The following is a 13,112-nucleotide window of genomic DNA, read 5'->3' on the forward strand; positions in this document are numbered from 1 at the left end:
CCCCCTCCTGGCGCCATTCCTCCCGGCGCTGCGGACACAGCCAATTCCCCCCGCTAGTCGCCGAGGTCGTTCCATGCTCAATCACAAAACCCGCCTCGCCGTCGCCCTGTGTTCCGCACTGCTCGCCCTGCCGGCCGCGGCGGCCGAGCCGCTGGGATCCAGCTGGGCCGACGTTACAAAGATGCCCGATTTCTTCACCGGCAACTGGCAGAGCGTGACATCGTTTCTGGACAACCCGACCAACACACCGTTGACTCCTCAAGCACAGGCTTACATTTCCGGTTTCAAGCCCGTTGTCGACATCCCCTTCGCCGGCGCAAACTGCAAGACGCCGGGCATGCCGATTGTTCAGCGCCTCGGCTCCCCGCTCAAGTTCTTCTATGAGCCGGGCATGATTGCGATCTACATCGAAAACAGCAGCATGACGCGCTTCATCAAGCTCAATGCGAAGCATCCCGAACAGCCCAACCCGACCTTCTTGGGTGACTCGATCGGGCGCTTCGAGGGTGACACGCTGGTTGTGGAAAGCATCAGCTTCGATGACATTCTCTTTCAATACGGCGATCTGCCTGGGCAGGGAAGGGGGCCGTTTGTCCTGCCTCCAGAGGCGATTTACGGTCCGCATGGACCAAATCTGCGCATGGTCGAACGCATTCGATTGCTCGATAAAGACACGCTGGAAGACCAGTTGACGATCTTTGACGACACGGTCTGGAAGGAGCCTTACGTCTCCAAGCCGGTGCAGATTTTCAAGCGCAACCGCGGGGCTGCGGGCATCCCCGCGGAATGGGTGTGCAACACCGGGAACATTCTCGCTTTCGATCCGGCTCAGAACAAGACGATCAGTGAAGATCCCGCCGAGGTTCTCAAGCGACTCAAGGCGAGCGAAAAGCATTAGCCGTGCGATTTCGCTTGGGGAGGTTGAGGTGCGCTGCATGAAGAAATATTTTGTAGGGATGGTTGGCGTCGCCTTGATCGTCGCAGGCGGAGCCAGCGGCCAGGGCGCAACGGCAAAAGCGGAAGCGCCCGGTTACAAACCCACCGTCGAGGACTGGGTGGGCGTAAACGAGGCTGTCGACAATTATACGCTGGGGCTTGAGCTTCACGATGCCGCACGCTTCGACAAGGCGTTCTGGCCCGAGGCCAACGTGATCGCGCAGCCCGAGCCCGGCAAGAGCTTCGCCATACCTTACAAGCTGGCGTTCGCTCCGCCGCCCATGCCTCCCGGCGGGGCGCCCATGCCTCCCGGCGCGCCGCCTCCGGGCGCCATGCCGCCCCCGGGAGCGCCGATGCATAACGCGATCGGCAACGATATCCCGCCCTGGCATCTGCCGCTGAGCCATCACTTCGAGTTTCAGAGCGCGAACCGCGCCACGCATTATGGATACTTTGTGAGTGTGTATCCGGACATGAAAACGAAGACATCGACCGTGGGTCTTCCAGGCCATTACGATGACGTCCTGGAAAAGCGCGATGGCGAGTGGCGGATTCTCCAGCGTACAACAGCGATCGGAGCCAAATAAGGTGAGCCGGAGAACGAAGCATTGTCTCGGCGCCGGGGTTTGCCTGTTGGCCGCGGGCGGGTGGGCTCTTGCGCAAGGCGCGACGCCGCCTTCGCCCCCACCCGCGGACATGCAAGCGGCGGCGGGCGGGAAGATCTTCGGCAAGTGGTGCGGCGATTGCCACAGCACACCTGGAGGGTCGGGCAGTCAGGCCCTCCAGCGGAAATACCGGGGCGACATCCCCGACATTTTGGAACAACGGACCGACCTGAATCCCGATTACGTGCGACATGTGGTCAGGCATGGCGTTTCATTCATGCCCTCCTTCCGAAAAACGGAGATCAGCGACGCCGATCTTTCGCTCGTGGCCACCTACCTCGCGCCTTCTCCGGGACGCGCGGATCGCGTGACGAAGCGGCCCTGAACGCGGCCAGTGGAGTAAGCTCAAAATGTTGACGAGACGGACTCTTGTCGGCGCCGGCCTGGCCTTCGCCGCGTCGGCCTGCGCCGGCGGTTTCGGCGCTTGTGGTTCGACCGCGCAACGCAAGCCGGACGCGCGACCGATCGATGCGCTGCTCATCGACGAAACCATTGAGACGCCTCCCCAAATGGCTGCGTTCATCGAGTCCGCCGCGCGAACCTTGCCCGTCGTCGGACTCCAGCTCGATGCCGCGGCTTATGCCAAATTGATCGGCGTCCTGGGCAAGAGCCGCGCCATCGTCGGCATCAGTTCCGGAGCCACCCTGTTCTGTTTGGAGCGGATGGCCTGGGATCATGGTTTCCGACTGACGCAGCGGACGGACCACTGCGCCGGCGACGCCTGTCTGGAGGATGTGGCCGCAATTCTGAGCGGCGCGCGGGCTCTCGCCGCCAGCCCTTTAATCCTTGTCAGAACCTACCGGCCGTCGCGCGCGGACGGAATGCTACACGCCTGGGTCATGCAGAAATCTGCCAGCCTTCCAATTCGACAAGGACGCCGAGAGGTCTGACCATGAAACTGCCGCCCAATGTCAGTGAGGCCGATTTCACGGCAGCCCTCAAAGAATTCGCGGCTGTCGTCGGCGGCCAATGGCTCTTCACGACCGACGATGACCTGTATCTCTATCGCGATTCCTACTCGCCCATGTGGGACGAAGCCGATGAGCGTACGGCTTCCGCAGCCGTTGCGCCTGACAACGCGGATGAAGTTGTCGCGCTGGTCAAGATCGCCAACCGCTACCGCATTCCCATCTATCCGATCTCCACGGGGAAAAATCTGGGCTATGGCGGGGCGGCCCCCGCCTGTGCCGGCAGCGTTGTTCTCGACCTGAAGCGTATGAACCGGATCGTCGAGATCGACGAGCGGCACGGCTATGTCGTGGTGGAGCCCGGCGTCAGCTATTTCGACCTGTATAATCACATCCAGGAGAAGGGCCTTAAACTCTGGATCGACTGCCCAAGCCCCGGCTGGGGGAGTGTCATGGGCAATGCGCTGGACGGCGGCGTCGGCGTCACGCTCGCGCCATACCGCAACCATTTCGAAGCGCAATGCGGCATCGAAGTGGTCCTCCCCGATGGCCGGATGATGCGCACCGGCATGGGCGCCCTCCCTGGCGCCAAGACCTGGCAGCAATTCAGGCCTGGTTTTGGTCCTCGCATCGACGGATTGTTCAAGCAGTCGAATTTTGGCGTCGTAACCAAGATGGGATTCTGGCTCATGCCGCCGCCGGAAAACTTCACGACCGGCGTTGTCACGATCCCCAGGTTTCATGACCTCATTCCGCTCATCGACATCATCGGGCGGCTTGAGCAGAGCAAGATTGTCCAAGGCTTGTGGATGCTGTCGAGCCCCACAACCGGCACACGCGGCGACGCGGCGCACGGCGGCGGCGCTCCTAAAATCGATCCGGCCATCTTGCCCGTCCTGACGGATCCGGACGGGGTCAACATGGATAGACTCGACGCCGCAGCTCAGGCCGCTGGTCTTCCTTTCTGGGCGTGCGAGTTCAATCTCTACGGCCCGAAGAAATTGATCGAAGCGCAATGGGAGTGCATCTGCGATGCAGTGGGCGTCATCAAAGGCGCGCGGTTCAAACTCAATGAGATCCGCAAGCTGCCGCTTCCCGCCGACGAGTTGAAAAGCCTGTTTGACGTCGGCCAGTTCGGCATTCCATCATTGCGGACCTTCGGTCTTGGCCCGATGGTTTCATATGAGGGCGAAGACGTCGTCGGCCATATCTTCTTCTCGCCGGTCATTCCAAGGACTGGCGAAGCCGCCATCGAGGCGATGGAAGTCTTTGCCGCGATCGCGCGCAAGCACAAGCTGCCCTATCCGCCACTTCAGTTCCCTTCGTCCATTTTCGAACGGGCGTTTCTGTTCGCTGTCGGGCTGCCGGTCACGCGTTCTGCCGTTGTCAACGCCAAAATACGCGATGTCTTCCGCGAGCTGGTCGTGATCGCCACCGCGCGCGGCTGGGGCGAATATCGCACTGCGCCAGCTTTCTATGACCTCATCATGGAGACCTATTCCTATAACGACCATGCGCTTCGCGATTTCCTGGGGACGATCAAAGAAGCGGTTGATCCGAACGGCATCATGTCGGTTGGGCGTTATGGGATTTGGCCGCGCCATCTTCGAGACGCAGGCAAGAATGGTCGATAGAATGCCTCGGTTCGAATAGGAGCTGAAACGGTCTGCTATCGTCTGCTCACTGGGCGCATCCGTTTGGCAGGTCTCTGCCGCCGTTGGTCCGATGAGGAGAAGCTGTGGATCGTCGCCTAAAGCCTGGCGGGGCCGCGTCCGGCATCCGCGACGGCGCGGCGTTACGGGATTTCGGCGGGGCGCGAACTGAGAGTCCCGCCGCAACGGCCCGCCATTGCGCCGCCGCAGAGGGTTCGCGTCTGCGGCGAGGGCGCCCCCAAAGTCGAGCTCTTCCGAGTTGTTATCCGAGATCAATCCTGCCGCCCTGAGCCGGATCATGGCCGTTTGGAGACGAGATGATCGGGCGGTCGAGCGACGGGCCACACCGACATGCAAAGCAACAGTCTGGCGTTGCGGGCACAGGAAACGCTGACGCGCAAGGCGCGCAACGGTGTTTTTTCGTTACGCGGGCGTAATTTGTTGCCGAGGAATGCTCTCTAGTCTCTTGGTTCGCTCATTCTTGTCAAACATCCGTGTACACGTTTTGTGAATACGCGCTAACTCCCAGATGAATTTAGCTGGCGCCCTGGCGGTATTTCGTTACTTCATTCGATGACGCCGAAGATCTGCGCTCAGAGCGACCCTCGAGGCGTAGACTTTGTTTGCAGCGCAATAGTTTGAATCGTGGCGAACTCCGGAATTCAGGCAGTTGTTTTATCTCGCCGGCGCTACCTACAAATCTTCAATCAGGCTTGGGTGCGACATGCTTTCTTCGGTCGCAATCAACCCATCAGCTTGAGAAAAGCCCTAAAGTATAAAGGGGGGGAGATGTTTGTTTCACGTCGCGCCAAAGCTCTATTTCTATCTGCTTCAGCGATCGGCTTGATCGCAAGCTCTGGAGCATTTGCGGAAACATCCAAGAATATGTCCCCGGCCTGCAGCGATCCTCCCACCACCGTTGACGGTCAGCAAAAATCGAAGCGTAACCCGTGTCGGGCGCCGGGCGCAGCGCCGCGTCAGGGCGCCATGGCGCCATCGGGAGCAATGATGCCGCTCCCGGGAGCGCCTCCGGGAGTTATGCCGCCCCCGGGTGCGCCCATGCCTCCTCCGGGCGCCATGCCGCCTCCGGCGTCGCCTCCAGGATCGCCTCCGGGCTCCTTGCCGCCTCCAGGCGCCGCCCTGCCGCCCACGCCGCCTCCGGGAGCTGAGGCGCCTCCGGGGCCGGGGCCACAGAATGGCTCCGTTCCTCTCCCTGGACTGGCGACGATGGCCTTGCCGACGACAAGCGTCTCGATTGGTATGTCTGAAGCCCCCGGCATAGGTCTTCCCGATCCTAGATATACGATTATTCACGTCATGCCTGACGTGGCCCTCGGTATCATCGGTCCCAATATGCTCCTTCGGGGGTTCGACTCACTCATGGGGATGCCGCCCGGGCCAAATGGCTTCGGGTTTCATGGAGCTGAAGTCGATTTCATGGGCGGGTCCTACGGGCGTCTGCAGACGCTCATCCAGGCTGGTCAGCAGATCGACAATTTCGCCGTTTATGGCGCTTACAGCTACAACAAGGACGATGGCTGGCAGCAGCACTCCGGTCTGCGAAACTTCCAATTCCATGGCGATCTCGGTTACCGAACAGGAGACGCCGAATTCCATCTCTCGGCCCATTACTCGGATCTCACGAGCCACGCCGGAACGATATCGGCCATAGAATTGATTGCTGCCGATCCGACGGCGCAAATGAACTATCCGTTCACCATGAGTTCCCAACACTTCAAGGTTGATCTCTCGGGCAAATACGCGCTCGGCGACGGCTGGTCAGCCACAACGGACATGTCTTATGGACGTTCCGCCGACTCTCTGGTGGCTACGCTTGGCGGAGCATCGGCTTTCGCCTGCGCCAACAATGCGGCCCTGCTGTGTCTCACCCCTGCATCTTCCGGTCTCTCGGTCCCGTTCAACAACTTCGCTGGCCAGCAGTTCGCGAATGTGCTGCAAGGCACAAACAGCATTTACGGTTACCAGGATCATCCGAAGACTGACACCACCTCCTGGGGGGCGACCGCCGGCCTGGCCAATCGTGGTGAGCTCTTCGGCCGGCCCAATAATTTTGCTGTCGGTGTGAACTACAATGGCGCCCATTCGGTCGGCAGTTTCTATCAGCTCCTCGGAACGATCAGCGCCGATGGCGGCTGGGGAAACTCTCTGGGCGTTGACGTCAATCCCTTTATCACCGGTGGCTATCCGCAGCGAGTTGCGGGCGACGTGCACTATATTGACGCTTACGTAGCCGACGCTATCGACGTTACAGACAAGCTGAAAATTGCTCTCGCCGGCCATCTGACAGAGACCAACATTCGTCAGACGGACCTGCTGGGCACTGACTCCGCGGTGAACGGAGTCGTCCACAACTTCCTGCACTTCGCTCCATCCATTGGCGCCACCTATGCCATCACTCCGGGGCTCGTCGTCTATGGCGGCTATTCCTCACAGGCTCATCCTCAGAGTCCGTAGGGAATCAACTGCGACAATCCGGAATTGGCTTGTCTCTCCATGCCTCCGTGGTTCCCTCCCAACCAGGTCCACGCCGAGTCGGTGACCGATTTCTACTCCTTCGGCTTCCGCGGCCAGCTCCCAACGATAGAAACGCCGCTGGCGCCTGTCCAGATCGCTTGGAACGCCAGCATCTATCGCAACGACACGTCTCACTATTCGGACAATGAATTGGGCGATGATCTCGGCAGGGTCCGGGAGCAGGGCGTCAAGGCTGCCGTCGAGGTCAGCACGGGCCCATTGACCGTCTCTGCCAGCTACAAATACACCGATTCAAGATTTCTTGACACCACGGTGCTCGGCAATGGCGTGAATGCGGGGCGAGACCTTGCCACGAACACGATCACCATAAAGCCCGGAGATACCGTACCTGTTCAGCCTCAACACACGGTGAAAATAGGCGCCGCATTCGCCGTGACCCCCCAATGGGTAATCGGGGCCACGTTGCGCGGTGTTTCGGGCTCCAACTATTTTGGTGACGAGATCAACTACTACCCGAAAATGCCAGGATACTTCGTCGCATCCTTCAACACGTCTTACCGCTACGACGAACATCTGGAATTCTTCGGCATTCTGGAGAATGCCTTCGACAAACAATACGCCGTGCTCGGCGCATTGGTGGTGGTCCAAGGAAACAAGTTTGCACAGGTGTCGAGCGTGACCGATTCCCGCGCCTGGATACTCGGGCAGCCGCTCTCCGTCTATGGCGGCTTCAAGTACAAGTTCTAGGCCGGCTGCGCTTGCTGAGAACTCGCAGACCAACAAACTGGAACGCGTTCGTTCGCCGAATGCGTTCTTTTTCGGCTCCAGGTTCTGTTCGCGCAAACTCGTTGACGTCTATCGGCTTCGCTCATCGAATCGGAAAATGTCCAGCTGTTTTTCCCGAGATGCTTGATGGAAGCGTAGACCATGCCGGATTTTGGGCGTCTGCCAGCCTGCGGAGCAAGTGAATGAAACGACTGATACTGCGCACGATTCTTCTCGCATTGACGCCCATGTTGCGCAATGCGGCGAAGAAACCGGCGCTCGCTCGCGAGATGGCGCGGTTTAATTGCGTGGTTCAAGTCAAACTGATGGATCAGTCCATCGCGCGTCACTACGTCTTCCAGGGAGGGCGGGTTTCTGGCAGGACCGGTCTGCATTCCGCGCCGGATGTCGTGATCGCCTTCAAGGATATCGAAACCGCTCTCGCATTGCTCAATCCCGACCCTGACATGGCGGAGGTCGTCCACTGCGCCAAGAATTTCAAGGTGGTGATGACGGGCCGCAGCGAGTTGCAGGTCTGGTTCTCGCAGCTCGTCAACAAGATCAATAACGCCAGGCTGCAGATGGGCGTTCCGCAGCCCGATGGAACGGTCCGTCTCACGACCGTCACCAATGGCGGGCCATTGTTTGTCTATGTGCGCAACGGCAAGATCGTCCGCGTCACGCCCATCGATTTCGATAAGTCCGACCCGCCTTCGTGGACGATCAAGGCGCGGGGAAAAAGCTTCACGCCGCTGCGGCGCGGCACAGTCGCGCCGCACGCCATGGCCATCAAGTCGGTGGTCTATTCCGACAAGCGTATTCTCCACCCAATGAAGCGCGTGGACTTCGATCCAGATGGCGCGCGCAATCCGCAGAGCCGAGGAATCTCCGGCTACGAGCGCATCAGCTGGGACGAGGCCCTCGACATTGTCGCCAAGGAGATCGTGCGCCAGAAGCGGGTCCACGGCCCCGGCTCGATCTTCATTCCCATGTCTTCGCACCACCAATGGGGCAATGTCGGCTATTACCTCAGCGCGCTGATGCGCTTCGGCAATCTGATCGGCTTTACCCGCATGGCCGCGAATCCCGACAGCTGGGAAGGCTGGTACTGGGGCGCGCAGCACCATTACGGCAATTCCATGCGTGTCGGCATCTCCGGGAACTACGGCACGGTCGAGGACTGCCTGAAAGAGACGGACTTGATCGTGTTCTGGTCGAGCGACCCGGAAAGCACGAACGGCGCCTATATGGGGTTTGAGGGCACGCAGCGTCGGCTGTGGGCGAAACAACTCGGGATCGAATTCGTCCATATCGATCCGCATTTCAACGCCACGGCGCAATTGCTCGGCGGCAAGTGGTTTCCCATTCGTCCGACGACCGATCCCGCACTGGCGCTGGCGATCATGTATGTCTGGGTGATGGAGGGAACCTACGACAAGGATTATGTCGCACGCAACACCACCGGCTTCGACGAATGGCGCGACTATTTGTTGGGAACGAGCGACGGCGCGCCCAAGACGCCGGAATGGCAGGAGGACGAGACTGGCTTGCCTGCGAAGGACGTCCGCGCTCTCGCGCGCAAATGGGCGAGCCGTAAAACCTATCTCAGCCCCGGCACGGGCGGCAGCGGTTTTGGCGGCGCCTGCCGGGGCGCCACCGGCGCGCAATGGGCGCGTTCCATGATCCTGATGATGGCGATGCAGGGCTGGGGCAAGCCCGGCGTCAACATGGGCAATCTTCAGGCGGGGACGCCGGTCGATCTGGCCTTTTATTTTCCCGGCTATGCGGATGGCGGCATTTCCGGCGACCTGCAATGGACCGCCAACGCGGTCAATAATTACCAGCGCATGCCGCATGTGCTGACGATGAATCCAGTGCGCCAGATGATCCCGCGCCAGCAGTTTCCCGACGCGATCCTGAACGGCCAGGCAAGCGGCTACCTCTGGGACGGCTCCGCGAGCGAGGTGCAATTTGCGCCCTTCACCTATCCCATGCCCGGCTATTCGCCCATCCACATGATCTATCGCTATGGCGGCTCCTTCTTCAGCACACTGACCGATTCCTCGCGCATGATCGAAGCCTATCGTCATGAAAGCATCGAGTTCATCGTCAACCAGTCGATCTTTCTTGAGGGCGAGGTGCAGTTTGCCGATGTGATCCTGCCCGCCTGCACGTCGCTGGAGCGCTACGACATTGGCGAATGGGGCTCCGGCGGCGGCTATCTGCCGCACGGCTTCAACGCGCTCAATCATCGCGTAATCGCGCTGCAGCATAAATGTGTCGAGCCATTGGGCGAGTCGAAATCCGATTATCAGATCTTCACAGAAATTCTGAACCGGCTCGGACTCGGCGCCATGTTCACTGAGGGCTGCACGGAACTCGACTGGTGCAAGCGCGTGTTTAAATCCTCTGATGTCGCGAAGCATATTTCGTGGAAACAGTTCTGCAAGAAGGGCTATTTTGTCGTCCCCGCCGAGCGCGATGAAATGCGCGAGGCGGTCAATATGCGCTGGTTCGCCGAAGGGCGGCCCAAGGATGTTCCGGAAGCCATGCCCCTTCCATCGCAATATGCGAAGGAGTTTGGCAAGGGCTTGTCAACCCCTAGCGGCAAGATCGAATTCCTGCCGGAAATCCTCAAACGCGCCGATCCCAACAATGCGGAGCGGCCGGTTCTCAATAAATACATCGCCGCCTGGGAGGGGCCGCGCAACGTCGAGCTGGCGAAGAAATTCCCGTTGCAAATGATCGCGACCCATTCCCGCTACAGCTTTCACACCAGCGCCGACGGCAAGAACAGTTTCATCAATGATCTCGCCGAACATCGCACAATGGTCGACGGGCATTATTACTGGATTGTCCGCCTGAGCGCGGAGGACGCCCGCAGCCGCGGCGTCGATCGTGGCGATCTGGTCAAGGTGTTCAACGAACGCGGCGCGGTGATCTGCGCTGCCGATGTGTCGCCCATGGTCGCGCGCGGCGTCGTGAAATCCTATGAGAGCAGCGCCGAGTACCAGCCGCGAGTCATCGATGGTGAGACTGTGGATATCGGCGGCTGCATGAATCTGCTGACATCATCGCGGTCGCAGATGAAAGGCACCAGCAGCATGTCGCCGAATTCCTGTCTGGTCGAAATCAAGAAATGGGCCGGGAGGGCCGCATGAGCGAGCATTGGCGGCTTATCATCGACGTCGCGCTTTGCGAGAACTGTGGCAATTGCCAGCTCGCGGCCAAGGACGAATATGTCGGCAATGATTTTCCCGGCTATAGCGCGCCGCATCCGCTGCGCGGCGCCGAGACCTTCCGCATCGAACGTTTTGTACGCGGCGAAGGCTCTCAGATCGACGTCGCCTATGTCCCGCGCATGTGCAACCATTGCGCCGACGCGCCCTGCATAAAGGCTGCGCCGGATGTGATCCGCCGCCGCGAGGACGGCATTGTCCTGATCGATCCAAAGCGCGCGCATGGACGCAGCGATCTCGTCGCAGCCTGTCCCTATGGGGCGATCGGTTGGAATGCGGAATTGCAGCTGCCGCAGAACTGGATCTTCGATGCGCACCTGATCGACCTCGGATGGAAGCAACCGCGTTGCGAACAGGTCTGTCCGACAGGCGCCATCGCCTCGGCGAAACTCGACGACGAAGGGTTTGCGCGCGTCAAGCGCGAGCAGGGGCTGGAAGACTGGAGCCCCGGCCTGAACACGAGACCAAACGTCGTTTACAAGAATCTCCACCGCGCCAAATCTCGCGCGATTTTCGGCAGCATCGTCAAGGAAGACCAAGGCGTTCAGGATTGCGCGGCGGGCGCGCGCGTACGCCTGCTGCGTGACGGGGCCGCTTTGCGCGAACAGGTCAGCGACGATTTCGGCGACTTCAAATTCGATGGACTCGAACCCGGCGGCGGCCCCTACCAGATGACGGTCGAACATGAAAGCGGGCGCGCAAAGGTCGAAATTGGAGAATTGGCGGCAAGCGTCGCCCTCGGGATCATTCAGCTTCGATGAAGCCATGACACGTGCGGCGTCTGCGGCTGCCACGCGGTGTGGTCCGACATGCGTTCTCAGGTTCCTCATTTACCTTGGCCGCCGCAAACCAACTGTCTCTTTTGCACAAGAGGCGCTGTTTTGGCTCAAGTCGAAAAGAGGCGCCTATTCTGGCTTTACGCTGTCGATAACGTCTCAAAGGGTTTCGTCGGCTTTTGTCAATTGGCGACGAGGGCTGGCGACGAGGGCCGTCGCCCAAGAACGCGCCCTTAAAACACGCGATGAGCTTGATGGAGAAGAATCAATGAAAACCAAGGTTCGCAAACAAGCGTTCTTGATTGCGGCATTGTCTCTCGGCTTAGCCACGCTCGTCTCGCCCGCGCTCGCGCATCACTCCTTCGCCGCCTATGATATGACGCGCGAGGAATCTGGTGAAGGCACATTGAAGGAGTTTCACTGGAGCGCGCCGCATTGCGCCGTGATCATCGCTGTTGCGCAGCCGGACGGCTCCACCAAGGAGTTGCTGCTTGTCAGCGTGGCCCCGCAGATCTTCGCCAAGGAAGGCTTTACGCCTCGCAGTTTCAAGACCGGGGATGTGGTGAAGTTCAGCTATCATCCCAATCGTAACGGTTCGGATGGCGGTTCTCTGGCGACGCTGACCTTCCCCGATGGCCGCATGTTCAAGGCGGGGGATCCCCAGCAGTCCTTGCCCCTGGATGGCCCTCCTGGCGGCCTCCCTGGCATACCTCCTGGCGCCTTGCCGCCGGGCGTCTCGGCGCCGCCCGCTCCCCCGACAGGCAAATAAGAAAGGCCTCGCGATGACATCGACGCGATCCACTCTGCGAAGCCTCGCCTTTCTGGGCGTCGCCCTCTTGATCCAGGGCGGCGCCGCCCCCGCCTACGCTAACTCCGATATCGACGGCGTTTGGAAGATATCGAAAGCAACAGGCGTCCTCGCCGTGATTGACGGGCCGATCCCTTTTACGGATGCGGGCCGGAAGCTTTATGAGGCGCATAAAGGCGCCCGCGCGCGAGGCGTATATGACTTCGATCTGACCCAGTCGCGGTGCGCGTCTCCGGGGCCAGTCCGCCTGATGCTTTCGCCGGACAGGCTGCGCATATGGACGCGCCCGGATACCGTGACGATTCAGTTTGAATGGAATCGCCTGCTCAGGCTGATTGACATGACCGGCAAGGAGCACAAGCCCGCCCTTGTAGCGACGGCGATGGGATCTTCAAGCGGCGTTCTCGAAAAGGGAACCTTGGTCGTCAAGACCAACAATGTGTCCGAGCAAACCCTGCTCGACGACGTGCTGCCTCACAGCGAGGATATCCAGATTACCGAGCAAATCCGCCTCAAGGACCCGAAAACGCTCGAAGATCGCATCACGATCAACGACCCCGCGAACTACACGCGACCCTGGGACGCTGTCGTGACCTACGCGAGGGGAGCCGATACCGCCTTTGCCGAAGACGTCTGTCTCGATCGGCTCTCGGCCGGACAGCCGCCACTGCCACGCTAACTGAATGGACCTGAGATGAAGACGAGCAAAGTGGCTTGCCGCAAGCCTGCGTCACAGTTGCGGAAATGGTTGACGTGGGCCTCGTCCCTGGCGTTTTCGGCGATGCTTTGGACCTTCGCCGTTCAAGCGCAAGGGGCGACGGCGCCGTCCATCGAGAACAACACGATCCTGGCTCAGGCTGCGCCAGG

At 60.2% G+C, this 13,112-nt stretch carries 11 protein-coding genes; all 11 read left to right on the forward strand.

All coding sequences use genetic code 11. From position 1 onward, the window contains the following. Positions 1-73: 73 nt before the first annotated feature. The 11 genes from CCR94_RS15530 (at position 74) to CCR94_RS15580 (ending at position 12,924) form a co-directional block, all read left to right on the forward strand. A complete protein-coding gene (locus tag CCR94_RS15530) occupies positions 74-898 on the forward strand; it encodes a hypothetical protein (RefSeq protein ID WP_104508765.1) in 825 nt (274 codons plus the stop codon). 37 nt (positions 899-935) lie between these two features. Further along, positions 936-1,523, forward strand: a complete 588-nt coding sequence (locus tag CCR94_RS15535) for a nuclear transport factor 2 family protein (protein ID WP_146090027.1) — start codon at positions 936-938, stop codon at positions 1,521-1,523. A gap of 109 nt (positions 1,524-1,632) precedes the next feature. Next, the gene (locus CCR94_RS15540; protein WP_104508767.1) at positions 1,633-1,926 is read left to right on the forward strand and encodes a c-type cytochrome; all 294 of its coding nucleotides are present in this window, start codon (positions 1,633-1,635) and stop codon (positions 1,924-1,926) included. 184 nt (positions 1,927-2,110) lie between these two features. Then, positions 2,111-2,491, forward strand: a complete 381-nt coding sequence (locus tag CCR94_RS15545) for a hypothetical protein (protein WP_146090028.1) — start codon at positions 2,111-2,113, stop codon at positions 2,489-2,491. Between the two features lie 2 nt (positions 2,492-2,493). Further along, entirely contained in the window at positions 2,494-4,143 is a 1,650-nt protein-coding gene (locus CCR94_RS15550) for an FAD-binding oxidoreductase (RefSeq protein WP_104508769.1), read from the forward strand. 1,245 nt (positions 4,144-5,388) lie between these two features. Next, on the forward strand, positions 5,389-6,636 hold the full coding sequence (locus CCR94_RS15555; RefSeq protein WP_146090029.1) for a TonB-dependent receptor: 1,248 nt from the start codon (positions 5,389-5,391) through the stop codon (positions 6,634-6,636). Positions 6,637-6,717: 81 nt separating this feature from the next. Next, positions 6,718-7,404, forward strand: coding sequence for a TonB-dependent receptor domain-containing protein (locus CCR94_RS15560; protein ID WP_158254782.1), 687 nt, complete (start codon positions 6,718-6,720; stop codon positions 7,402-7,404). A gap of 221 nt (positions 7,405-7,625) precedes the next feature. Beyond that, a complete protein-coding gene (locus tag CCR94_RS15565; protein WP_104508772.1) occupies positions 7,626-10,583 on the forward strand; it encodes a molybdopterin-dependent oxidoreductase in 2,958 nt (985 codons plus the stop codon). After that, on the forward strand, positions 10,580-11,422 hold the full coding sequence (locus CCR94_RS15570) for a 4Fe-4S dicluster domain-containing protein (RefSeq protein ID WP_104508773.1): 843 nt from the start codon (positions 10,580-10,582) through the stop codon (positions 11,420-11,422). The genes CCR94_RS15565 and CCR94_RS15570 overlap by 4 nt, the downstream gene beginning before the upstream one ends. A 283-nt stretch (positions 11,423-11,705) precedes the next feature. Next, positions 11,706-12,206, forward strand: a complete 501-nt coding sequence (locus CCR94_RS15575) for a DUF6152 family protein (protein ID WP_184421706.1) — start codon at positions 11,706-11,708, stop codon at positions 12,204-12,206. Between the two features lie 67 nt (positions 12,207-12,273). Next, on the forward strand, positions 12,274-12,924 hold the full coding sequence (locus tag CCR94_RS15580) for a hypothetical protein (protein ID WP_206605843.1): 651 nt from the start codon (positions 12,274-12,276) through the stop codon (positions 12,922-12,924). Positions 12,925-13,112: the final 188 nt, after the last annotated feature.

This window comes from Rhodoblastus sphagnicola (assembly GCF_002937075.1).
Classification (GTDB): Bacteria; Pseudomonadota; Alphaproteobacteria; order Rhizobiales; family Beijerinckiaceae; genus Rhodoblastus; species Rhodoblastus sphagnicola.